Source organism: Mesorhizobium sp. WSM3859 (genome assembly GCF_002295065.1).
GTDB lineage: Bacteria > Pseudomonadota > Alphaproteobacteria > Rhizobiales > Rhizobiaceae > Mesorhizobium.
This window is the reverse complement of sequence record NZ_NSGG01000019.1, coordinates 1-23,813: the sequence shown is the minus strand read 5'-3', so window position 1 is coordinate 23,813 and position 23,813 is coordinate 1. Positions and strand designations below refer to the sequence as shown.

21 protein-coding genes and 1 pseudogene are annotated in these 23,813 nt (G+C 63.2%); 15 read left to right on the top strand and 7 right to left on the bottom strand.

The window, feature by feature from the left end:
- The first annotated feature begins 4 nt into the window (after positions 1–4).
- Both CK230_RS28825 and CK230_RS28820 read left to right on the top strand, forming a co-directional pair.
- Positions 5–1,039 (top strand): UDP-glucuronic acid decarboxylase family protein, encoded by a 1,035-nt coding sequence (locus CK230_RS28825; protein WP_095820252.1) that lies wholly within the window; start codon positions 5–7, stop codon positions 1,037–1,039.
- Positions 1,040–1,120: 81 nt separating this feature from the next.
- Positions 1,121–1,306: a hypothetical protein gene (locus CK230_RS28820; protein WP_095820198.1), complete on the top strand. Its 186-nt coding sequence runs from the start codon at positions 1,121–1,123 to the stop codon at positions 1,304–1,306.
- Between the two features lie 18 nt (positions 1,307–1,324).
- On the opposite strand, the gene CK230_RS28815 is transcribed toward CK230_RS28820, so the two are convergent.
- Entirely contained in the window at positions 1,325–3,061 is a 1,737-nt protein-coding gene (locus CK230_RS28815; RefSeq protein WP_095820251.1) for a hypothetical protein, read from the bottom strand.
- A 154-nt stretch (positions 3,062–3,215) separates the two neighbouring features.
- Between CK230_RS28815 and CK230_RS28810 the strand changes: the two genes are divergently transcribed.
- The 12 genes from CK230_RS28810 to CK230_RS33335 all read left to right on the top strand — a co-directional run bounded on the left by CK230_RS28810 (position 3,216) and on the right by CK230_RS33335 (position 12,387).
- Positions 3,216–4,319, top strand: coding sequence for an inositol-3-phosphate synthase (locus tag CK230_RS28810; protein ID WP_095820197.1), 1,104 nt, complete (start codon positions 3,216–3,218; stop codon positions 4,317–4,319).
- Positions 4,316–4,912 carry a histidine phosphatase family protein gene (locus tag CK230_RS28805; RefSeq protein WP_095820196.1) on the top strand — a complete coding sequence of 199 codons (597 nt, stop codon included), beginning with the start codon at positions 4,316–4,318 and terminating at the stop codon, positions 4,910–4,912. The genes CK230_RS28810 and CK230_RS28805 overlap by 4 nt, the downstream gene beginning before the upstream one ends.
- Positions 4,913–4,927: 15 nt before the next feature.
- Complete coding sequence (locus tag CK230_RS28800) at positions 4,928–6,028, top strand: glycosyltransferase (RefSeq protein ID WP_095820195.1); 1,101 nt, start codon at positions 4,928–4,930, stop codon at positions 6,026–6,028.
- A complete protein-coding gene (locus CK230_RS28795) occupies positions 6,028–6,831 on the top strand; it encodes a nucleotidyltransferase family protein (RefSeq protein WP_095820194.1) in 804 nt (267 codons plus the stop codon). Before CK230_RS28800 ends, CK230_RS28795 begins: the two co-directional genes overlap by 1 nt.
- Before the next feature lie 2 nt (positions 6,832–6,833).
- Positions 6,834–7,595 carry a TIGR04290 family methyltransferase gene (locus CK230_RS28790; protein ID WP_095820193.1) on the top strand — a complete coding sequence of 254 codons (762 nt, stop codon included), beginning with the start codon at positions 6,834–6,836 and terminating at the stop codon, positions 7,593–7,595.
- Positions 7,588–8,523 carry a beta-xylosidase gene (locus CK230_RS28785; RefSeq protein ID WP_095820192.1) on the top strand — a complete coding sequence of 312 codons (936 nt, stop codon included), beginning with the start codon at positions 7,588–7,590 and terminating at the stop codon, positions 8,521–8,523. Before CK230_RS28790 ends, CK230_RS28785 begins: the two co-directional genes overlap by 8 nt.
- A gap of 18 nt (positions 8,524–8,541) precedes the next feature.
- The gene (locus tag CK230_RS28780) at positions 8,542–9,603 is read left to right on the top strand and encodes a glycosyltransferase (protein WP_095820191.1); all 1,062 of its coding nucleotides are present in this window, start codon (positions 8,542–8,544) and stop codon (positions 9,601–9,603) included.
- Positions 9,603–10,595 carry a GNAT family N-acetyltransferase gene (locus tag CK230_RS28775; RefSeq protein ID WP_095820190.1) on the top strand — a complete coding sequence of 331 codons (993 nt, stop codon included), beginning with the start codon at positions 9,603–9,605 and terminating at the stop codon, positions 10,593–10,595. The genes CK230_RS28780 and CK230_RS28775 overlap by 1 nt, the downstream gene beginning before the upstream one ends.
- Before the next feature lie 50 nt (positions 10,596–10,645).
- Positions 10,646–11,506 carry a class I SAM-dependent methyltransferase gene (locus CK230_RS28770; RefSeq protein ID WP_095820189.1) on the top strand — a complete coding sequence of 287 codons (861 nt, stop codon included), beginning with the start codon at positions 10,646–10,648 and terminating at the stop codon, positions 11,504–11,506.
- Between the two features lie 60 nt (positions 11,507–11,566).
- A complete protein-coding gene (locus CK230_RS28765; RefSeq protein ID WP_095820188.1) occupies positions 11,567–11,785 on the top strand; it encodes a hypothetical protein in 219 nt (72 codons plus the stop codon).
- A gap of 122 nt (positions 11,786–11,907) precedes the next feature.
- Positions 11,908–12,087: a hypothetical protein gene (locus CK230_RS28760; protein WP_095820187.1), complete on the top strand. Its 180-nt coding sequence runs from the start codon at positions 11,908–11,910 to the stop codon at positions 12,085–12,087.
- Between the two features lie 132 nt (positions 12,088–12,219).
- Positions 12,220–12,387 carry a hypothetical protein gene (locus tag CK230_RS33335; protein ID WP_176480262.1) on the top strand — a complete coding sequence of 56 codons (168 nt, stop codon included), beginning with the start codon at positions 12,220–12,222 and terminating at the stop codon, positions 12,385–12,387.
- 7 nt (positions 12,388–12,394) lie between these two features.
- Here CK230_RS33335 and CK230_RS28755 read toward each other — a convergent pair whose 3' ends face one another.
- Together CK230_RS28755 and CK230_RS28750 are read right to left on the bottom strand one after the other, a co-directional pair.
- Positions 12,395–12,955, bottom strand: a complete 561-nt coding sequence (locus CK230_RS28755; RefSeq protein ID WP_095820186.1) for a sigma-70 family RNA polymerase sigma factor — start codon at positions 12,953–12,955, stop codon at positions 12,395–12,397.
- A 154-nt stretch (positions 12,956–13,109) separates the two neighbouring features.
- Positions 13,110–15,035 carry an APC family permease gene (locus tag CK230_RS28750; protein WP_095820185.1) on the bottom strand — a complete coding sequence of 642 codons (1,926 nt, stop codon included), beginning with the start codon at positions 15,033–15,035 and terminating at the stop codon, positions 13,110–13,112.
- Between the two features lie 44 nt (positions 15,036–15,079).
- On the opposite strand from CK230_RS28750, the gene CK230_RS32845 reads away from it, so the two are divergent.
- A complete protein-coding gene (locus tag CK230_RS32845) occupies positions 15,080–15,439 on the top strand; it encodes a hypothetical protein (RefSeq protein ID WP_141246130.1) in 360 nt (119 codons plus the stop codon).
- 316 nt (positions 15,440–15,755) lie between these two features.
- On the opposite strand, the gene CK230_RS28745 is transcribed toward CK230_RS32845, so the two are convergent.
- The 4 genes and pseudogenes from CK230_RS28745 to CK230_RS28730 form a co-directional block, all read right to left on the bottom strand.
- On the bottom strand, positions 15,756–17,486 hold the full coding sequence (locus tag CK230_RS28745; RefSeq protein ID WP_095820184.1) for an SEL1-like repeat protein: 1,731 nt from the start codon (positions 17,484–17,486) through the stop codon (positions 15,756–15,758).
- 21 nt (positions 17,487–17,507) lie between these two features.
- Complete coding sequence (locus CK230_RS28740) at positions 17,508–18,863, bottom strand: HlyD family type I secretion periplasmic adaptor subunit (protein WP_095820183.1); 1,356 nt, start codon at positions 18,861–18,863, stop codon at positions 17,508–17,510.
- Positions 18,864–18,933: 70 nt separating this feature from the next.
- Complete coding sequence (locus CK230_RS28735; protein WP_095820250.1) at positions 18,934–21,225, bottom strand: peptidase domain-containing ABC transporter; 2,292 nt, start codon at positions 21,223–21,225, stop codon at positions 18,934–18,936.
- A gap of 227 nt (positions 21,226–21,452) precedes the next feature.
- A pseudogene (locus CK230_RS28730) lies at positions 21,453–23,813 on the bottom strand (hypothetical protein); the annotation flags it as partial.

Sequence of the window (23,813 nt, the reverse complement as noted above, 5' to 3'; positions counted from 1 at the left end):
CGAGATGCGGCGATCAAGAAGGGCTGAACAAACACGGACGGCGCTTGTTGCTGGCGGTGCCGGTTTCCTCGGCTCGCATTTGTGCGAGGCGCTGCTGCATGACGGCTATCGCGTGATCTGCGTCGACAATTTCCTCACCGGCAGAATGGAGAATGTCAGTTCGCTGGTCGGCCAGGCGCGCTTTCGACTGATCGAGCAGGATGTTTGCACCCCGCTGGAACTCGGTGAACCTGTCGATCGCGTTTTTAACCTGGCCTGCGCGGCATCGCCGCCTCGCTATCAAGCTGACCCGATCCATACGACCCGCACCTGTGTCATCGGGACCCTCAACCTTTTGGAGCTCGCCGCCACCAACGGCGCCCGCTTCCTGCAGGCATCGACAAGCGAGGTCTATGGCGATCCGGAACAGCATCCGCAGCGCGAGGACTATGTCGGTCACGTCAACTGCACCGGACCGCGAGCCTGTTACGACGAGGGCAAGCGCGCCGCTGAAACGCTATGCTTCGACTATCTGCGCGCCGAGATGGCCGATATTCGCGTCGCCCGAATCTTCAACACCTATGGACCCAGGATGGACCCCGCCGATGGCCGCATTGTCTCCAATCTGGTCATGCAGGCGATCGAGAAACGGCCGCTGACCATATTCGGCGACGGCCGGCAGACCCGCTCCTTCTGCTATGTCACAGATCTGGTCGAGGGATTGCGACGCCTGATGGATGTCGATCCCAACCCCCGCCAACCGGTCAATCTTGGCAATCCGGGGGAGTTCTCGATCCTCGAACTGGCAAGACTGGTACGCGAGCTGACCGGCACCAGATCGCCCGTGAAGTTCCTGCCTCTGCCTGAGGACGATCCGCGCCGGCGGCGCCCCGACATAGGCCGCGCAAAGGCGCTTCTCGGCTGGTCGCCTGAGGTGCCTCTCAGGCAAGGCCTGCTGCAGACGATCGTCTACTTTTCAGTGATGGACGATCTCGCGATCGAGCCCGTCGCTGCAATCGACAGAGCGGGTCGGGGAAAGCTGCAGAACCTGCAGCTCTGAAGCAGCGGCATCTTTTCACCGGGGCGGAACAACCAATCTATATTGCGGTTGGGGAATGACAACCGCGATGGAGGAAGAGCTGTGCAGCCGAAGCGATCAGTCAACGACATCGACCAGATGGCGGCGGCGGAAACCGCCGCGTTCCTGCGAAGAGCTTCCATCACTTATCTCGAGTGCTGCGTCAGCCTGATGATGACGCATCTGCAACGGGAGGAAGTGGCGAGTATCCTGGAGCAAGAAGCCGACATGCTGCGCAGGCTGGACTGACGCCTGCGGGCTTGGCCTTCAACAGCCCAGAAGCCGGACAAGTCCAGCTTTGTAACGTTCGACCATGCGCGTCGCGCGCATCCGCTCTTGCTCCTCGGGCGATTGCCCAGCAATCGTCCAGAGGCCAAGCTGAAACGCGAGATAACAGGGCTCCAAATAGTCGACCAAAGCCCGGTCGATCCATGTCGCCTGCTCGATGCAGCCCACCAGCTTCGAAAGCTCGGCGGCGCAAAGGTCATACTCGACCAGCGCGCCGGCAATGTCCCATTCTATGCCCTGGCAGCCGATAAGATCGTGCGAGCGACAATGATCGACCGCGTCCGTCTTGCGCAAAGTTCCATCCGGGTGGACCAGAAACTCCCAAGAATGCAGCCGTCCGTCGATCTCGACTCGGCGCGTTGGACACGATGATGGCTGTCGGGCAAACCATGTTTGCAAGGCGTGCCCCGACGTCTCCCCCAGCGCTTCCTCGCAGTTTTGCACCGCCATGCGTGCGAGTTGGTCCAGCGACGCGCCGATCTCGTCGGTCCGCAGCCTGGCGGCGCGCCAGCCGAGGTAATGCCCAAGCCATTCGATCAGCAAATCCCTTGCCCGCCCTCCCTGGTCCAGCCTGTCGGCATCGAGCCAGCGCTCGACCAGGAAGCCGTGGCAGAGGCCGGCAGGCCGAGCGCCAAAGCCCGCTTCGTGGAGTGCCTTGGCCGTACGCAGCTTGCGCTGTCCTGTCTCGCCAAGGCCCGCGAACTTGACCAGCCAGCGCTCGCCTCCGGACGAAGCCATGAATTTGCGCCGCTCGAACGCCGGGAATGCAGGCGGCCAGGCGCCTGTCGGCGCAGAGAGACACTCGCGCCATGCCCCGCCGGAAATCTCATGAAGCTCAACATCGGCCTTGCCAAGCAGATGTCTTATCCAGTCCCGCAGCCGGGGGGCGACCGCGCCGTCGAAGGCATCTTCGAACTCCGCGACATGGCCTTGGCACTGTGACAAGGCGGCAGCGACGGTCTCGGAAGGAGCTTGCGCGCCCGGTCCGCCGCGGTGGCTCGGGAAGAGATGAATGCGCTCCTGGTCGATCCCGTGCCGGCGAAGCCATGCAATGACAGCGTGAAAGGAGCTGCCGGAGAGGCCCGGGCCTTCATCGACGATAGCAAATTTGGCTTGCGGCCTGTCGCCCCAAGATCCGAGGAGTTCGGGCGCAGCACTTATGTGCCGGGAAAACGGATGGCCGATCGGTCGCACGCTGATAGGCGGCGGCGCATGCAGGGCGGCGGCGACCATCGCCGCGAGACCGAGTCCGATGCTGCGGATGCCGATGACACAGGTGTTTGCGCCCAGGCCGGACCGCAGGGCGGCAAGCAGATAGGTTTCCGGGTAGAGGGCGTAAAGCGCATAGCCTTCAGCTGGGCCGGTGGTTATCGTGCCGCCGCAGTCGATGGCGGCAAGCTTAGCAAGCAGCGACGCATCGAGCGCTCCGCTTCGGGCAAATCCTTGTTGCCAGGACCGCAGCACTTCCCGCGACAACTCGATGAGAATTGCCGACCCCAGCTTCTGCCTCGACGAACTGCTGTCGACGCCTGCGATGTCGAATTCCTCATCGGCAAGGCCCTGCAGAAGTTCAGAGGCGGTGACGAAAAGATCCACCACAGCGGCGTGACGTTCGAGGCCGGCAGTCAGATCGCCGATCGCTCGAGCCGCGGCCAAGACAGCCTCCCGGAGCTGTTCTGCGCTATGCGTTCGCTTGTGGTCGCCGAAGACGATCATACGCTCCTGCCTTGCTGTCTGGCCGCCAACGCGAAGCGGCGCCTGTTTGATCCGCAATCAGGCTCACCAATTTTTCGCAGCGCGAAGGAACATTCGAGGCCGCTCCCGGTTCGGCGGCGAGGAACTTACCTCCAACCGAAGAGGCAGTGGTTTCGTGACATCGAAGAAAGTTCGTATCGGCATCGTCGGCGTAGGCAACTGCGCATCATCCCTTGTGCAAGGTCTCTCCTACTACCGCCACGCCAATGGCAACGAGCCGATCCCCGGACTGATGCATGCCAATCTCGGCGGCTACCATGTCGACGATATCGAGGTGGTCTGCGCCTTCGATGTTGCGGAAAACAAGGTTGGGCGCGATGTAGCGGAAGCGATCTACACCGCGCCCAACAACACCTTCCGTTTCGCTGATGTCGCGCCGACCGGCGTTCGTGTGGAGCGCGGTCCGACTCTCGACGGCATCGGCAAATATCTCCGCGACACGATCGAAGAGTCCGATGAACAGGTCGCAGACGTAACCGCACGGCTCAAGGAAAGCGGGACCGAGGTGCTCATATGCTATCTTCCGGTCGGCTCCGAAGAGGCCGCGCATTTCTATGCAGAATGCGCACTCGATGCCGGCTGCGCCTTCGTCAATTGCATCCCTGTGTTCATCGCTTCGAGGCCGGAATGGCGCCGGCGCTTCGAGGAACGCGGCCTTCCCCTGGTCGGCGACGACATCAAGAGCCAGGTCGGTGCAACCATCGTGCACCGGCTGCTCGCCAATCTCTTCCGCGAGCGCGGCGTGCGCATCGACCGCACCTATCAGCTCAACTTCGGCGGCAACACCGACTTCCTCAACATGCTCGAGCGCGAGCGGCTGGAATCGAAGAAGATTTCGAAGACGCAGTCCGTCACCAGCCAGATCGACGTCCCGCTCGAGGCCGGCAACATCCATGTCGGACCCAGTGACCATGTCCCGTGGCTGACCGACCGCAAATGGGCCTATATCCGGGTCGAGGGCACCACCTTCGGCGGCGTGCCGCTCAATGCCGAGCTGAAGCTGGAGGTTTGGGATTCGCCCAATTCGGCCGGTGTCGTCATCGACGCCGTCCGCTGCGCAAAGCTGGCGCTCGACCGCGGCATTGCCGGCGCGCTCACAGGCCCCAGCAGCTACTTCATGAAGTCGCCGCCGGAGCAGTTCACCGACGCAGAAGCGCGCCTGCGCACGCTCGGCTTCATCGCCGGTAATGAGGAGCCGATGCTGGACGCCGCCGAATGACCACGACGTTTTTTCTCATCCGCCATGCGGCGCATGATCATGTCGGATCGTATCTGGCCGGGCGGCTCGAGGGCGTTCGCCTCGGCGAAGCCGGCCAGGCGCAGGCGTTGCATCTCGCGAGGCGGATGGCGCGAAAGCCGCTCGCCGCGATCTTCAGCAGTCCGCGCGAGCGCACGCTGGAGACCGCCAAGCCGATCGCCATCGCTTGCGAGATCGAAAAGATCGCGATCTGCAAGGAACTCGACGAGATCGACTTCGGCGAGTGGTCCGGAAAGACCTTCGAAGAACTGAATGGCGACGCAAGCTGGCGGCTTTGGAACGACCAGCGCCAGAGCGCCCGGACGCCGAGCGGCGAGACCATGCTGGACGTGCAGCACAGAATGATCGGCCTGATGAACGCGCTGCGCGAGAATGGACAGGATCAGTGCATCGCGCTTGTCAGCCATGCCGATGTGATCAAGGCGGCTGTCTGCGCGATCCTCGGCCTGCCGCTCGGCGACTGCTTCCGCTTCGATATCGCGCCGGCCTCCATAACAACGGTCGTCCACGGCGACTGGGGTTCCAAGCTGATCCGTTTGAATGAAATCGCCTGACGGGAGCGGTAACCGATGCGCATGGTTATTTTCGGCCTCACCGTCACATCCTCGTGGGGCAATGGGCATGCCACGCTCTGGCGTGGACTGATCGGCGCGCTGGCACCGCTTGGCTGGTCGATCAGCTTCTTCGAGCGCGATACGCCCTACTATGCCGGCGCCAGGGACATCGACCGGCTCAATGGCGGGAACATCGTTCTCTACCCGGACTGGGAGGACATCCGCCAGAAAGCTGAGGCCGCGGTACGCGAAGCCAACGTCGTCATCGTCACCTCCTATTGTCCGGATGCCGTGGAGGCCTCTCGGCTCGCCAACAACAGCTGTCGCGGCCTGAAAGTGTTCTACGACCTCGATACACCGGTGACGCTGGCGAACATCGAGCGAGGTGATTACCCGTTCTATCTCGAGCCGGACAGCTTGCGCCATTTCGATCTGGTCCTGAGTTATACAGGAGGGCCGGCGATCGACACACTGAAGAGCATTCTCGGCGCGCGCCATGTCCTGCCGCTTTACGGCCATGTCGATCCTGACCGGCACCGGCCGGCGCAGCCAAGGTCCGAGTTCGCCGCCGACCTGTCTTATCTCGGGACCTATGCCGAGGATCGACAGGCGGCCGTGGAAAGGCTGCTCGTCGTTCCGGCGGCCCGATTACCGCAGCGCCGTTTCGTCATCGGCGGGGCGCAGTACCCGCAGGACTTCCCTTGGAGCAGCAACATCTATTTCGTCAGGCACCTGCCGCCCGCCGACCACCCGGCCTTCTTCTCGTCCTCGCGCCTGACGCTCAACGTCACCCGCGAGGCGATGGCGCGACAGGGCTGGTGCCCATCTGGCCGTCTGTTCGAGGCGGCCGCCTGCGGCACTGCGATCATTTCCGACGACTGGGCCGGCCTCGACAGCTTCTTCACGCCCGGCAGCGAGATTCTGTTGGCGCATGGCACCGGCGACGTCGTTGCCGCGCTTGGCCTGTCGGACAATGAGATCGAAACGCTCGGCCGCCGCGCCCGGGAGCGCGTGCTAGACGAGCATACGTCCGCGCATCGCGCCGCCGAACTCGACCGCATTCTGAACGACGCTTTTTCGTCCATGGCGAGTGGTACAATGGAGGAAGTCGTCTGATGTTGGGCATCGTGCCTGCCGCGGGCCGCGGCAGCCGCATTCAACCGCTTGGTTTTTCCAAGGAGCTGCTGCCGGTCGGCAGCCGGCTCGACGGCCAGACCGAGCGCCCATGCGCGGTGAGCGAATATCTAGTGCGGCGGATGGTCCGCAACGGTGTCGACCGCATCTGCTTCATCATCGGTTCGGGCAAGTCGGACATCCTCGAATATTACGCCGGCGGCTATGACAATGCCGCAGCAATCTTCGTGGCCCAGCCTTCTCCGGTTGGACTCTGTGATGCGATCTTCCGCGCAGCACCGCTTGTGACGCCGGAAGAAACGGTCCTGGTCGGCCTGCCGGATACGATCTGGTTCCCTGAAGATGGCTTCTGCCGCCTGTCCGACGATCGGCTGTCCTTCCTGATGTTTCCGGTCGATCGCCCGGAACTGTTCGACGCCGTCGTCCTCGATGGGGACGGGCGGGTCGAGCAGATCCAAGTCAAGCAAGCTGACGCCTCAACAAACTGGGTCTGGGGCGCCTTCAAGATGCCGGGCAGTATCTTCCATCAACTGGCGGCGCTGTGGCGCCAGCGCGACGGCTTCGACGAGTATTTCGGCACTCTGGTCAACGCTTATCTCGCCGGCGGAGGTGAAGCTTACGGCGTCAAGGCCGGGACCGCCTATGTCGATGTCGGTACTTTCAACGGCTATCGCACGGCGCTCAGGCTGCTCGAATGCAACGATGCCGTCGACGATGGGACCCTGCCGATATTCGCATCGCAGGACCGCTCGCCAGTGCCAACTGTTCCAGGCGAAGGAGCTTAGCCATGCTGCATTCCAGCACGGAAATACGTCGGCGCATCGACGCATTGGGGCCGTGGTTTCACAATATGGAGCTAGCGGGTGTGGAGACCGCCCCCGATCATTTCCTCGGCAACTACCCGCTGATCAAATGGCGCAAATTCGCAGATGCAATCCCGACTGACCTTTCGGGCAAGTCGGTGCTTGATATCGGCTGCAACGCCGGCTTTTACTCGATCGAAATGAAGAAACGCGGCGCCGATCGCGTGCTCGGAATCGACTTCGACCAAGCCTATCTCGCCCAGGCGCGCTTCGCCGCTGAGATCGCTGACTGCGACATCGAGTTCAGGGAACTGTCGGTTTACGACGTCGCATCGATCGGCGAGCGCTTTGACATCGTGCTGTTCATGGGCGTGCTTTACCACCTGCGCCACCCGCTGCTGGCGCTCGACCTGATCCGCGCGCACGTCGCAAGCGACCTGATGATCTTCCAGTCGATGCAGCGGGGCAGCGGCAAGGTCCTGCCGCTTGAGCAGAACTACCATTTCTGGACACGCGACCTCTTCGATCAGCCCGAATTTCCGAAACTGCACTTCATCGAGCACTGCTACGCCGATGACCCCACCAACTGGTGGATTCCCAACCGTGCCTGCACCGAAGCGATGCTGCGCAGCGCCGGTTTCGACATCCTGCTCCACCCGGAAGACGAGGTCTATTTCTGCCGCGCGTCCGGCGAACCGACCGGCAGCGCCGCCGTCTATCCTTCGACGGGAGAGACCAATGATTGAAGCCGCCATGATCTGGAACGAGCCCAACAACAAATCGCACTGGGACCCGGACCTCGATCCGGACTGGAGCCGTTTTGCCACAATGGCGACTCTGGCGGCCGATGCGATCGGCCGGGAAAATCCTGCCATCACAAGGGTGCTGGGCGGCATTTCGCCGATCGATGCCGGCTTCATGACTCGGATGAAGGAATTCGGTGTCCTTGACCATGTCGACGCGGTCGCGGTGCATGGCTTCCCGCTGGACTGGAACCTCTGGCAAATCCACGAGTGGCCTCACAAGCTCGGAGAGATCGCGACGGTCGCGGACATTCCGGTGTGGGTCAGCGAAGTCGGTGTCTCGACCTTCGGCGCCGAGGAAGTGCAAGTGTGGGGCTTGCGCCGGACGGCGGAGCTTTTGCTCGGACTTGCGCCGCGCGTCCAGTGGTACAGCCTCTATGACCTGCCGCGTTCGTGGGAGGCGACGACGCGCCATCGGGAAGCGGAAGGTTCGTCCTATTACAGGCACTTCTACATGGGCCTGCTTCGCGAGGACGGCACGCCCAAGCCGGCACTCGAGGAGTTTGTGCGCCACACTCCGCAAATGGGCCTGGTGCAGTGGTTCCATTATGAGGACCATCGGCTGGACGACGCTGTTGCCTGGATGGAACGTCTGGGCGTCACACATCTACGCACCGGCCTGTCCTGGGCCGACAGTTTTCGGCCGAATGCGCTGGACTGGTTCGATCGTCAGATGGAGGCGCTGGCCGACTTCAACGTCACCGTCACCTTCTGCTTCACCCCGGAGCATCGGGGCCTGCAGCCGCATCACACCAGCCCGCCCCAAGTCCCTGAGGAATTCGCCGAGTTCTGCGCGGCGATGATCCGGCGCTACGCTCCCGCGATCGGCGACGACATGGCAGCAACGCAACGTGTGTCGGCGGCGTGGTGAGGGCGGGCGCGATCAGCGATGACACTGACTGTCCTCAACGTCGCCTATCCCCTCGCGCCCGTCGGGCCGGATGCGGTCGGCGGAGCCGAGCAGGTGCTGTCGGCGCTGGATCGGGCGCTGGTTGAAGAAGGCCACCGTTCGGTTGTTGTCGCCTGCCACGGCTCAAGCACGGCCGGCGTCCTGGTAGAGACGCAAGCCGAAACAGGCGTGCTCGACGGGGCGGCGAAGGACCGAGCTCATGAAACGCATCGCGATGCGATCGCGGCCGCCCGCGCTCGCTGGCCCATCGATGTCGTTCATCTCCACGGGATCGATTTTGATGCCTATCTGCCTGACGACGGTCCCACCCTGGTGACACTGCATCTGCCGCTCGGCTGGTACCCGCCTGAGGTGCTGGCGCCGTCACGTGAGGACTTGTGGCTGCACGCGGTCTCGCAGGCGCAGCACAGGACGGCGCCGGCAGGGTCGAGGCTTGCGAAGCCTATTCCAAACGGTGTTGATATCGAGGCGCTGAACCAGCCCCGGTGGCGGCGCAATTTCGCGCTGGTGCTCAGCCGCATCTGCCCCGAAAAGGGCATCCATCTCGCGATAGAGGCAGCCAAGCGGGCTGGCGTGCCCCTGGCGATCGCCGGCCAGGTCTATCCCTACGAGACCCATCTGCGCTATTTCGCCGACGAGGTCCGCCCTCGGCTCGATCGGCAGCGGCGCTTTCTTGGACCATTGGGCTTTCTGGCCAAGCGGCGGCTGCTCAACACCGCCCGCTGCCTTGTCATTCCCAGCCTTGCCGCCGAAACAAGCTCACTTGTCGCGATGGAGGCGCTCGCCTGCGGCACGCCGGTCGTCGCGTTCCCGAATGGCGCCCTTCCCGATGTCGTCCAGCACGGCAGGACCGGTTTCCTGGTCAATGACGTCGAGGAGATGGCAAAGGCCATTATCGCTTCCGGAGCCCTGGACCACGAGGCATGCCGGGCCGAGGCGCGCCGCCGCTTCTCGCTTGAGCGCATGATCACATCCTACATGGATGCTTACGAAGCGCTGGCGAAGCTTGGCACCCGTCGCGCCTTGCTGGGAACCGGCTGATGGGCGGTCTACGCACCGAGATCATTCGTGACGCGAGAGCATTCGAGGACCTGGAGCCGCATTGGTGGCGGCTCTGGCGGCGGAGCATATCGGCCACGCCGTTCCAGTCTCCTGCCTGGCTCATTCCGTGGTGGCGGACATTCGCGCCCGGCGACCTTGCGGCCATTGCAGTATGGAGTGGCGACGCCCTCGCCGGCCTGGCGCCGCTCTATGTCGAAAGGCATGATCGCGACCAGCGCCTGCTCCCCATCGGCATTTCCCTGAGCGACTACCTCGACATCTTGTGCGCGCCGGAACTGGAGGTAGAGGCTGGCACCGCCATTGCCGACGCGGTGCTCACGCTCACATGGTCGCAATGGATCCTGCCCGACCTCCCGGCCAACGCCTTATCGATGAGCCTCGAACTGCCGAATGCCGAAGAACGCCGAGCGATGGCGCACGCCGCCTGTCCCGTGCTGCCGCTCGACGGCGATCGAACCCTGGCCCGCTCGGTTCCCGCGAGACGAAGACGCCAGTTGCGCCGCGCCGAGCGAGCTGCCCGGCGAAGGGGAGCCGTTGTCGTCAGCCTCGGCGAGTCCGATCCGCAGATATTTCTCGAGAGGCTGATCCGGCTGCATCGGGCGCGCTGGGCCGGTCATGGCGGGGGCGTGCTGTCCGACATGGCGGTGGAATTTCATCGCAGGGCGCTGCCGCGGCTTGCCGATAACGGCCTGGCGCGCTGCCTGACGATCGAGATCGGCAATGCCGTCGTCGGTGCCTATTATGGATTCCATCACCGCGACCGGGCCTATGCTTATCTCGGCGGTTTCGATCCGGCCTATGCCGAGGAAAGCCCCGGCGCGATCCTGATCGGCCATGCCGTCGCCGGGGCCGCCAGCGAGGGCGCGAGGGAGTTCGATTTCCTGCGCGGACGCGAAAGTTACAAATATGGCTGGGGCGCAAAAGACCGCTGGACAGCGCAGAAAGTCTGGACTCGGAGCGCGCCGCCGTGACCGCCCTGAGGCAAACCGGTGCGATTGCCAGGCGCCTGCTGGAGGATTGCATGTTGGACGGCCTTTCCGTCGACAACGCGCTGGCGAGATTGGCTGTCCATATCGATAATACGACCAGCGCGGCGCAGTTGGCGAATATCGCCCTGAAGATGCGCCCGAGCCATGTGCCCCGGCAGTACTGGTTGGAAGAGATCGCCACAATGCTTTGTAACAAGGCCGACGCCTTTGACGCCGTCCGCAGGGCTGCTGCCTGCGTGTCGCATGATCGCCCGGACGGCGAGCCGGCTGCCGTAATCGTCGCGCGGCTGGCCGGTGGATTCGATCGGGCGGCGGCCATCTCCCCGGCGGCCAGCGTGCAACTGTCGTCGTTGGGCGACGAGGACAGGCTCTCGGCCACAACCGGCGAGATTGCCTTGTGGCTGGAACGGCAAGGCATGCTCGGCGCCCGCAAACACATGTTGGACATCGGCTGCGGCATAGGGCGCCTCGAACATGCGCTTGGCGCCATGGCGGGATCTATCGTCGGCATCGATATCTCGCCCGGGATGATCGCCATCGCGCGCCGGCGATGCGCCGGCGTCGCCAATGTGGAATTTCGCGTCACCTCGGGCCTGGATCTCGGTGACTTTGCCGAGGCAAGCTTCGACGACGTGCTTGCTCTCGACAGTTTTCCTTACCTGGTGCTTGCCGGTGTTGCCGAGCGGCATTTCGGCGAGATCGCGCGCGTGCTGCGGCCGGGAGGGATGGCAGCGATCCTCAATTATTCCTATCGGGCGTCGCCGGATATCGCTTCCCGCGATATCAACGGTCTTGCCAGTGCCTATGGCATGGATGTCCTGGTCAACGGCGAAATGCCTTTCCGCAGTTGGGACGGCACGGTCTTCCTTATCCGCCGTGGCGGCGGAACATAACACGCCGGCAGCAGTTCGGTCGCCGAACAGTTTCACGCAGGCAGACCAGGGAGACGAACAATGGCGACCGGCGGCAAGAAGCATATGGGCCGGGGCAGCCAGGGCAAGGGCTCCGGAACCGGAGCGAAGACGACGCTCGACAAGGACATGGTCGGCGAGAACGAGGTCCTGTCCAATCGGGACAAGAAGCAGCATACGGAGCAACGCGGTTTGGACGGCAACCGGATCAAATCCGATCAGTACCAGGACCACGCGGCGAACCGTCTTCCGAGGGAATAAGTGCAGGCCCGAGGATCGCCTTTGCCACGAAATCCGAAGACAGTATCCGGGACCACCGCAGCTTGCGGCGGCGCCTTGCAAAGGCCGGTGGGGTATGGGGTCTCTATTGTTGAGAGAATGCGATGTCTCGCAGGAGCCAGCGCGATCTTTGCGTCCAGGCGATCCAGAGCCTGGACCAGGAGATCGCATCCCTGTTAACCGCGATCGAGCGGGAGAAGGTCCCTGACCGGCTGACGAGGCTTGCACTCGAACTGCAGAACGCACTGATCGAAAAGCGCAATATGATGGCCGAGCCCGGCTGAAGTTCTCCAGCGAAGGATGCGTGCCGTCCTCCGAGACCGGGTCGAAGGCATTGGCAGTGACTGCGCTGTGCCAGCATGACCAGTGGAACATTAACATAAGTGAATCGTTGTAGCCGGTTAGGAGTCATCCCGATGGCGCAGGATGGCAGAACCCCGGAAGTGGACGAACTCGTTCGGCGGCTGGTCGCAACGACGGGCACCACCGAAACGCAAGCGCTTGAACTTGTTGCCCTGCTCGGCCTGAATTGGGCTTCGTTGATGAGAAAGGCGAAAGTCCTGCAAGCAACTCAGCGCCGGTAGGCTGGCTTTAGCGTCTTGCGCCTTCGGTGTCCCAATGGTCGTCCGAAAGTTGACGTCGTCGCTCGATCAATGCTTGCGGCGAGCTTTCCCCGAGGAACTCCAGAACACCGGCACGGGCACGATTGAGACGGCTTTTGACGGTGCCGACAGCGCAACCGCATATCTCAGCGGTTTCTTCGTAGCTTACGCCCAGCACGCCGATCAGCACCAGAACCTCACGCTGATGGGACGGCAGTTTCTGGATGGCTCGATGCACTTCCTTGCTTTGGACGGACCAATCCTGCGACGGCTCCGAGATTGGCCGGCTGGAGGCGCAGTCAAGCAGCCCGGGTGCCTCCCTGGCCGCGGCTTTGATGCGCGTGTAATGCGTGTTGCGCATGATCGTGAAGAGCCAGGACTTCAGGCGCGTGCCCGGCTCGAACTTGTCCAGGTTGGCAAGTCCCTTGGTCAATGTCTCCTGCACCAGATCGTCGGCGTCATCGGGCACCCGACAGAACGTTCGCGCAAAGGCCCGCAAGGCAGGAATAAGATCGACGACGGAGATTTCACCGGCGTCAGGGTTCGACAAATTTTGCTCTCTGGGTGACAATTTTCCAGGCCCAGCAACAGGAATGGATGAGATACAGACTAGGGAGAATGCCTGAGGAAAAGGAACGTTCCTGTTTTCCATCGCTCGGCCGAAACTTTTGGCCAAGGGGCTCCATCGATGGAAGCGGCAACATTCAATGGGTCGCTTCGATCCTCGGCTCCTCGATATACCAAGGCATGGAAATGATCACGATGTCCGATCCGCCGAACTCGAGCAGTTTGGCGTGCAGCCGGCGAGCACGATGGGTATGCAGGATGTACTGCCACCAATTGGGCGGCACCACCTCCGGGAGCAGCACCGCGATGGTGCGGCCACCGAATTCGTCTCGCAGCACCCTGGTCTCCTTCAGCAATGGCTCGTACATCAGCCGGTAATCGGCATTGAGGAGAACCAGGCGGGGCGGGCGCAGGCCAGCCGCCCTCGCCGGCGCTTCCACATCCTTCGACCACCTCCCGCGAATTGCGCGCTCTTCGTCGCTCTCTTCACCCGACAGGCGCGCCACATGGACGGCAATGACATCTTTCGACAACTGAAAGGCAAAGCTGAGCGCCTTGTCGGTCATGCTGTTCCACTGCTGGGTCACGACGAGAACGACAGGCGGTTGAGTGTTGCCGAGATTGAGCTTTCCAGGCTCGCGCAAACCGGCCTCGAGATGGTCGTAATAGCGCCGCACCAGCCGCAGGAGGACGATCACCAGAGGAATGACGATTACCGTTATCCAGGCCCCTTCCCTGAATTTGGCGATGACGATTACGACGAGCGCCAAGGCGGTGATGGCGCCGCCGAGCGCGTTGATCGCCAGATGCATACGATGGCCAGCGCGCTTCGGGCCCATCTCCGTCCGCAGCGCCCTCACCCAATGCAGCACCATGCCGGTCTGCGACAGCGTGAAGGTCAGAAAGGCGCCGATTGCAAAGAGCGGGATCAAATGGTCGGTGATGCCGCCAAACACCACCAGCAGCAGCCCCGTGGTGAAGCTCAGGTAGAGTATGCCGACAGAGAAAACCAGCCGGCGGCCAACCATTGCGAAGGGCTTGGGAAGATAGCCGTCTTCAGCCACAATGCGGCAAAGGCGGGGAAAGTCGACGAAGCTGGTGTTGGCTGAAAGCGCGAGCACGCAGAGCAGGCTCCCGATGGCGACGTAATAGAAAATACCGTCGCCGACCACGGCATGCGCAAGCTGCGAAAGAACGCTCTGATAGCCGTCCTTCTCCTGGTCCATCGCGCCGAGGCGATAGCGTGCCGACAGGAAGGCGATTCCGCCAAGCAGAAGCCCCAGGATCAGGCAGATCGCCGCCAGTGTGCGCCGGCCGTGTTTCACGGCCGGGTCCTTGAAGGCGATCATGCCGTTGCTGACCGCCTCGACACCGGTCATCGCCGTGCAGCCGCTGGCGAAGGCGTGCATCAAGAGCAGCAGGCCCACGCTCTCGGTCGGCTGCGGCAATGGCGGCGGCGGAATTACCGGCGACGGCTGGCCGCCCGCCAGGGCCGCCTTCCAGACGCCGATCGCAAGGATCGCCAGAAAGCTCGCCACGAAGAGATAGGTGGGCAAGGCGAACAGCCGGCCGGCATCAAGCGTGCCGCGCAGATTGACGACGGTCACCAGGAGCAGGATGCCGAGGCAAAGCCAAAGCGTGTAGGCGTGCAGCGAGGGCAGCGCGGAAACCAGCGCGCCGACGCCTGCGGAGATGCCGACAGCGACGTTGAGCACGTAATCAACCATCAGCGCAGAGGCGGCGAGCAGGCTGGCATTACGGCCAAGGTTTTCGCGCGAAACAATGTAGGCGCCGCCATTGCTGGGATAGGCCGCAATGGTCTGGCGGTAAGAGAAATAGAGGACGGCGAGCAGCCCGACGATGGCGCCCATGATGGGTCCAATATAGGACAGCCCTGCGGCGCCGAGCGGGATCAGGATCGTCAGCGCAGCTTCAGGGCCGTAAGCGGACGAGCCCATCCCGTCGAGACCCATCGCCGGCACGCCTTCGAAAACTCCGATCTTGCGCTGCGACTGTTCCTGATTGGCCAGCCGGCGGCCGAGAATCCATCCAAGTATCGACATGTCGCGATCCCGAGAAACGTCTCCCGAAGAGCGCGGAGAGAAGAATGTTCCTCGACGATTCGAGCGCGCGGCTGGAGGCGTTTGGCACTTCGACGGAGAAACCGGTATCTGCTCGCCCCAACGACTCCCCTCGCGACCGAAACAGTGCAAGTCGCCTTGACGCGCAAACGATTCGTGAACCGAAGCGATCCAGAGAAATATTTCGTTGGTTTTTTGTTGGCTTTGTTGCCTGGGATTGGCAGTCAACAGCCTGGAAACAAGCCGGAATTTCTTGCGCTTGGATTCCGCTTCTGGGGCACCATCACCTCTGTTCACCAGACGTGATCGAGGTTGCGCAGGAAAGCTTATCGCCTATCAATCGGGTGGTGAGGGTGGGAATTCTATTTGTACCATATCCACACTGAACGTTTTCTGTGTAACAAACCGCGTAACAATGAGCAGCAAACAATCAACAATTTCAATGCTATAGGCATGAAATCGAAAGACGCTCTCTCCGCCATCAAATTTCCTAATAAGACAATGCTGTCAGCTACTTACATCATCCATTGGAGTACTTCCAGGTTGAAGGTCGAGGGGGTGGTTATGAATCCTCGGTCAATCTATTGTGGATACATTTGAAACTGTCGGGCCGGCAGCTCGTTGCCAGATCGGCCGGCGAAATCTGCGACATTTGAACACAGATCGCGCTTCTTGATCGGGCTGAAAACGCGATGGAAGCTTTCAGGCTAACTCGATTTCAGCCAACTCGTCAGCAGCCTCGTGGACACCTTGGGAAGCTGCCCGTTCGTACCAAACCCGGGCAGCGGCGGGATCGCGCTCACCGGCGATACCCTTGGAGAGATATCGGCCCAGCATCAGTTGCGCGTGCCCATGTCCACCCTCGGCTGCGGCCACGAACCATTTCTGTGCCGCCTTAGGATCGAAAGACAGACCTTGGCCAGACTCGTACAGCGCGCCGAGGGCAAACATCGCCCCAACATGACCGGCGAGAGCTGCGCGCTCGAACAACCGCGCCGCCACGGCAGGTTCCGGTAGGCCACCTCGTCCGTTGAGCAGCATTTCTCCAAGGGCAGCCTGCGCGTCCGGAAAGCCGGCTTGGGCCGCCCGCTTATACCATAGGCGAGCCTGCTTCGGATCCGGCGCCACGCCGCGCCCGTCTTGGAGGGCTCGCGCGTACATATACTGTGCTTCGGGGACCCCTTCGGCGGCGCGCCTCAGCCATTGCGCCGCCTGTGTCTCGTCCTGGCTGACGCCAACGCCGTTGGCAAAACAGAGCCCTAGATTGAACGCGGCAACCAGATCGCCTGCAGATGCAGCCTCTTCAAACCAACGAGCAACGCTTGCACGGTCAACCGGTTCGCCCGTTCCTTCGAGAACGAGATTTGCGAGGTCGGTCCGTGCTTCAAGATTTCCGCCTTCGGCGGCTGCTCGCAGCCAGCGCGCACCCTCCTCCGAATCCTGCGCTACGCCGTTTCCAGTAAGATACAGGGACGCCAAAGCGCGGGACGCGGCTTGATGACCGGCCTCCGCAGCCTTCCGATACCATGCTGCAGCCTCTACGAAGTCCTGCCTTCCGCCTTGCACGTAACGTTCGCCCAGAAGATACGCTGCCTCGGTGTTGCCGGTGAGCGCGGCACGGCGCATCCACGCTTCGCCGGCATCCGGGTCGGGTTTGACGAGTCCGCCTTCGATCAGCGCCAGCCCCAGTCGGAACTGAGCTGCGGCCAAGCCTCCTTCCGCGGCTTCCTGATAAAGCCGAGTGGCTTCGGGCAGATTGCGTTCCACGCCTATCCCCTGCTCGTTGAGCACGGCCAGGAGATAGATCGCCGTCGGCAAGCCGGCGCTGGCGGCCTGCCGAACGGCACTCACGATCATTCCTCGCTTGGCGGGATCACCAAGCCGCGCGAGCGAAAGGGCTAGCCCGAGAGCTCCTTCGGCAGAGCCGCCGGCAGCCGATTTCTCGTACCAGTGAAGTGCGGCATCTGCGTTGCGCATATGCTCTGGACCGCTGGTAAGGATATAGCCAAGGATGGCTTGCCCGGCTGCGGACCCTGCAGCAGCTGCCTTCTCCGCGACAGCACGCGCTGCGGCAAAGTCCGGCTCGCCGGTGGAATCGCGTTGGAACAGGCGTTGTGATTGAACGCCCGGTTCATCTTCCGCCGATGCAAGCCCACTCACGTAAAGAGCAGCCAGAAGCGACTGCGCCTCGACGTTTCCATGCTCGGCTGCCCGCTTGAGCCAGCGCGCACCCTCCGACCGACTGGCAGGCACACCTGTTCCTTCGAGGTAGCTCCGAGCAACTCGATACTCCGCCTCGACGATGCCCGCGCGAGCCGCGACGCTCATCAGCGCAAAGGCCTCGGCGGCCCTTCCGTTGTCGGCAAGTTTGATCGCCCGGCGGAAGGCGACTGCCGGGGACGCTATGCTTGCCAGCCGATCAAGTATCGCCATCCGTCGAGAACCTGCTGACCATCACGGCTCCCGCATCGCCTCCTGGCTGACAGGGAGCATCGCGCCAAGAATGTATTTTAGCACCGTTCTCTGGCCGACCTTGACATCGGCTGTGACCGGCATACCGGGCGTAACCGCAAAACCGGCTGGCACGCCATGTAGGGCAACCTGATCGAGGGAAATCCGCGTCCGGTAGAACGGCTCGGAGGGAAGCATGGCGAGGGAATTGTTCGGATCCCGTGCCTGCTCCTGCGCCGAAAACGAATCCGGGCTGAGCGCCCGCACCGTCCCATGGGCGAGACCGTATTGCGAATAAGGGAAGGTGTCGAACTTGATGACGACCGGATCGCCGACATGCACGAAACCGCTGCTTCGCCCGACGATGTTCGTCTCGATCTCGAGCGGCGCGTCGGCCGGCACCAGCGTGAAGAAACGCTCGCCGGATTGCAGGACCGAACCGACCGAAACTTTCGCCACCGATTGAACGATGGCATCCGACTCGCTCTTCAGCTCGACCAGCTGTTTACGGAGCTTCGCCTTGTTGAGCAGTTCGCGGGCATCGGACATCCGCGCGCTTGCCTCCGAAAGGCTCTGAGAGACTTCGGCCCGCCAGCCCTGAATGAAGCTGTCACGATCCGCTGCCACTGCGGCCTGCTGGCGCTTTGCAGCTTCCGCAGTCTGCTCGGCGTTGCTGAGCGCCCTCGACATCTCCGCGCTATTGTCTTGGGCCAGCAGCGTGTTGAGACGACTTCCCACCTGCCTCGCTTCGAGTTGCTTGCGCATCTGCTCGATCGAAGCCGCGACGGCCAATCGCTGGCGATAGCCGTCGGCGTCCGATTGCGAACGCGAGATTACCGAGGTCAGCTCATCGTGCTGGCGGTCAAAATTCTCGACCTTTGCGTCATAGACAGCCTTGCGGCGTTCGAATATCGATGCCTGCAGGGTCCAGCTCGGATCCAGGCCATCGTAGCTGAAGACCTGGCCCGCCGCTTCCGCCTTCAATCGGGCGACCTCCGCCTCGAGCGTCGACACTTGCGTGGCGAGCGCAGCAAGGTCCGCCGATGCGAAGGTGGCATCCAGGCGGGCAAGTATCTGCCCAGCCTTGACGCGCTGTCCCTCGCGCACCTCAATGGAACGGACAATCGCCGTCTCCAGCGGCTGCACAACGATGTTGGGCGATTGTGAAACCACGAGCCCGCGCGTCGTTACCACTTGGTCGACCGGTATCAGCCAGGCGAGCACGATCAGCGCAATGACGAGGCTGAAGATAATCCATACGATGCCGCGTGCTACCAGCGGGATCGGCGCGTTGGCGACAGCAGTCGACGGCCATTGAAACTCCAATATTGCCGGAGTCGTCGGGTCGGGGCTCTTCATGCGCCAACGGGAAGATGGAGCTATGAGAGAGGTGCTGCTCATGGGCCGGACCGCACTTGAGAAGACATGTTCATATCAGCCTAGGCGGCACGACGGTCGGGCGAGCGCCTCGTCCATCGAGATGCCGGTTTTGCTGCGACCACAACTGGCGATACACAGAGCATCGCTCGAGCAACGTCGCATGCGGCGCGACATCGAGCACCTTGCCCTGGTCCATGACAAGAATCTGGTCGCACTCGGTCAGCGAGGCAAGACGATGCGAGACGATGATCATCGTGCGGCCGCTGGCGATACGCATCAGGTTGGCATTGACCACGGCTTCGCTTTCCGGATCGAGCGCGCTGGTCGCCTCGTCGAGGATGAGGATTGTCGGGTCATGAATGAGAGCTCGCGCAATCGCCAGGCGCTGCTTTTGACCGCCGGACAGGTTGGGCGAGCCCTCCTCTATGTAAGTATCGTAGCCGTTGGGCATCCGCTCGATGAATTCCTCGGCGCCGGCAAGATGCGCGGCGCGCATCGCATCCGAGAGCGTAAGGCCGTTCCTTCCAGCGATGATGTTGTCACGAATCGAGCCGCGGAACAGGAAGTTGTCCTGCAGCACCACGCCAAGGCCCCTGCGGAGATGACGCAGGTTGATCTCCTTGAGGTCGACCCCGTCGAGTTTGAGGAAGCCCGTATAGTCCCGGTTAATGCCTTGCAGGAGGCGCGCGATGGTCGACTTTCCCGACCCGCTGCGTCCCACGATCCCGAACATGGTGCCGGCCGGAATGTCGAAGCTCACACGGTCGAGTGCGGGCGTCTTGGTGCCGGTGTAGCTGAAGCTCAGGTCGCTGAACGTGATCTGGCCGCGCAGCTTTGGCCTCAGGCCCGCAGCGGTCGAACTCGTTTCCGACGGCCGGTTGAGCACTGAGGCAACCTCGCCGATCGCCGCTCCGACCTCCTCATAATCCTCCACCAATCTCGCCAGCCCGACCAGGGGCTGCGCGACGCGCTGGGAGATCATCATGAATGCGAACAGGCCGCCCACCATGTAGCCGGAGCTGTCGTTCATCGCCAGATAGGCGCCGATGAGCATGGTGCCGAGCACCATCACCCGCTCGATCGGCGTGACCAGTGTTTGCGGCCAATTGGCAAGCCGCCCAAACGCCAGGCGCGCCTTGCCCGCTTCCGCCACGCGGTCGTCCCAGAGCGCCTTACGTTGCGGCTCCAGGCCAAGCGCCTTGACGGTCTTGATCCCTACGACGGTTTCACCGATCGCAGCCGACTTCCAGGTCTCGGCCTCGACCACTTGCTTGTATCTACCGCGCAGGGGCTTGAGGAAGGCAAGGATGATCAGCATGATCACGACTGCGCAGGCGACTACGATCCAAGCAAGCGCGCTGTTGACATAGAACATCACCGGCACCAGCACGCAAAGCGTGATCAAGTCCAAAAGCGTGCTCAGCAGCTTTCCCGTCATGAATTCGCGGATGCGATAGATCTGAGCGAGATGGTACATCGTCTCGCCGGCCGGATGTCGCTCGAAATAGTCGAGTGGCAGCCGCAGGAGCCGGCCAAAAACATGCAGCTGCAACTTGGTATCCAAGCGCGCGCCGACGACATTGATGATCAAGCGCCGCGCGTGGCCAAGCAGCGTCTCATATGCGAACACGACACCGATGATCGCCGACAGCAGCACCAGCGTCGATATGCTGTTGAACTGCAGCACCTTATTGACAACCGTCATGACGATGAGCGGCGGCAGGATGGTCAGGACGCTGAGCGTGACGGACGCGATGCCAATGTCGCGCAGCGGCCGGCCTTCGAGCCGCACAAGCTCCGCCAGCCATTTGAGCGTGAATGGCGCGTCTGCCGGAACGTAGGAGCGAGCCGCGCGCAACAGCACGGCTTCGCCGGTCCACACCTGCGACAGCCGCAACTCATCGATTGCGACGGGACCTTCCGCTTCAGGCGCATCGACGCTTTTGAGGAAGACCACGTTCCGTTCGGCGCTGGCTCCGGCGAGAATTACGGCACCGCCATCGCCGAGCAGAAGTACGACGGGCCCGGCCTCGTGAAAACGCAACAGATGGGACCAGCGTATGCGCACGGCACGCGACCACATGCCTGCGTTTGCAGCCCATTCGGATAGGTCCGCCGCAGTCACGCCGGCGCCTTTGAAATCGTTCGGATCGAGCTCCACACCGTGATAACGGGCGGCTCGCAGCATTGCCTTCAGCCGAGGGTTCAGATGGTCGATCTCGGCCGGGCCGCCCGGGACGAAATGTGCTGCCCTGCTCGCGGTCGCCTCGGCGACGCCGGCATCGGCTTCGGCAGGCACCGGAACAGCCTTGATCCCGGGATTCGAAGGCACGCTCACCATCGAGTTTTCTTCCACCACGCAAACGAATGCCGGGGCATCCTCAATCGGGACGCTTAGTCCAAGGCACCCGCAACCTCCTTATACCCTGAGCGGGCCGTCCTTGCGACTCTCGCAACCCCACTTACTTCCACATGGTGAACGCGCGGGCCGTCCTTTGAAGGAGCCCGCGCGTTCCATGTTCCGTCTTGAGCCGGCGGCTGTCCTGAGCCGCCGGTCGACATTTCCTTTTACCCTTGCGGCTTCAGCAGATCCTTCAGGATCGACTTGGCCGTGTGATCGCTGTCGGTATGGCCCACGCCGGACTTGGTCGTATCCAGGTTCGGGTCGGTGCTTGCGCCGCCACCCTTGCCTTGGCCAAACCCGCTGACCTTGCCGAGGGCGCCCAGAAGATCGGTCGCAACCGAACCTCCAGCCATTCCGACGAGGGAACGGAGCGAGGTATAATCGCCCTTGCCGCCGCCATTGCCGCCGGAACCGGACGACAGGAACTGCGTGGTGTCCTTGAGGCCAAGCGTGCTGGCCGTGACATTGGCATTGTTGCCGCCGCCATTTCCCTTGCCCTGGCCACCTGCAGAGTTGCCCTGTCCCTGATGGCCGCTGTTGTCGCCATTGTTGTGGTCGCCGGAATTGCCGGGCGGTGGCTGTTGCCCATTGCCGTGTCCGTTATTGCCCTGCTGACCACCATGATCGCCGGTTCCACCGCCCGGGCCCGTCGGTCCGGTAGGCCCGGTCGGACCGGCCGAACCGGTGGCTCCGGTAGCGCCTGTAGCACCCGTCGAGCCGGTTGCACCGGTCGAGCCGGTGGCACCCGTGGCGCCTGTCGCTCCGGTATCGCCAGTCGCTCCGGTTGCACCCGTGGCTCCAGTCGCACCTGTGGGGCCGGTTGCTCCGGTGGCACCGGTTGCCCCGGTATCACCAGTCGCGCCCGTGGCACCAGTTGCTCCGGTAGCGCCGGTCGCACCCGTTGCGCCAGTTGCACCCGTTGCCCCGGTATCACCCGTCGCACCGGTTGCACCTGTCGAGCCCGTGGCGCCTGTCGAACCAGTTGCGCCGGTCGAACCGGTTGCTCCAGTTGAGCCAGTCGCACCTGTCGAGCCGGTTGCGCCGGTCGAACCCGTGGCACCGGTTGCTCCGGTAGCACCGGTCGAGCCTGTGGCACCTGTCGAGCCTGTGGAACCGGTTGCTCCAGTTGCACCCGTCGAGCCCGTGGCCCCGGTCGATCCGGTTGCGCCGGTCGAGCCGGTTGCGCCGGTCGAACCCGTGGCACCGGTAGCTCCGGTAGCACCAGTCGAGCCAGTCGCACCTGTCGAGCCTGTGGAACCGGTTGCTCCAGTTGCACCCGTCGAGCCTGTGGCACCAGTGGATCCAGTTGCACCCGTCGAGCCCGTGGCACCTGTCGAGCCGGTTGCGCCGGTCGAACCCGTGGCACCGGTTGCTCCGGTAGCACCTGTCGAGCCGGTTGCGCCGGTCGAGCCCGTGGCACCGGTTGCTCCGGTAGCACCTGTCGAGCCGGTTGCTCCTGTCGAGCCCGTAGCACCCGTCGAGCCGGTTGCGCCTGTCGCGCCGGTGGCACCCGTCGAACCCGTAGCACCCGTCGAACCAGTTGCGCCGGTCGAACCCGTGGCACCGGTTGCTCCGGTAGCACCAGTCGAGCCTGTGGCACCTGTCGAGCCGGTTGCGCCGGTCGCACCTGTGGCGCCGGTTGCTCCGGTAGCACCCGTCGAGCCGGTGGCACCTGTCGAGCCGGTTGCGCCGGTCGAACCAGTTGCTCCGGTCGATCCGGTAGCACCCGTCGAGCCAGTCGCACCCGTCGAGCCCGTGGCACCTGTCGAGCCAGTCGCACCGGTCGAGCCCGTTGCGCCGGTTGCTCCGGTAGCACCAGTCGAACCGGTCGCACCCGTCGACCCAGTCGCGCCGGTCGAGCCTGTGGCACCTGTCGAGCCCGTGGCGCCCGTCGAACCAGTTGCTCCGGTCGAGCCGGTTGCTCCAGTCGAACCAGTCGCACCCGTCGAGCCCGTGGCGCCGGTCGACCCAGTAGCACCTGTCGATCCGGTTGCGCCGGTCGAACCCGTGGCGCCCGTTGCTCCGGTAGCGCCCGTCGAGCCTGTGGCACCCGTCGAGCCGGTTGCGCCGGTAGCACCAGTGGCGCCCGTGTCACCAGTTGCGCCGGTTGCACCTGTCGAGCCCGTGGCGCCGGTCGAGCCGGTAGCACCTGTCGAGCCGGTTGCGCCGGTCGAACCCGTGGCACCGGTTGCTCCAGTGGCACCCGTCGAGCCGGTTGCTCCGGTAGCACCAGTGGCGCCCGTGTCACCAGTCGAACCAGTCGCACCTGTCGAGCCCGTGGCGCCGTTCGAGCCGGTTGCGCCGGTCGAACCCGTGGCGCCAGTTGCTCCGGTAGCACCAGTCGAGCCTGTGGCACCCGTCGAGCCGGTAGCTCCAGTCGCACCAGTGGCCCCCGTATCACCTGTTGCGCCAGTTGCACCCGTGGCGCCCGTCGCACCGGTCGAACCGGTGGCACCGGTCGAGCCCGTGGCACCGGTTGCTCCAGTTGCACCAGTGTCGCCAGTTGCGCCCGTCGAGCCTGTGGC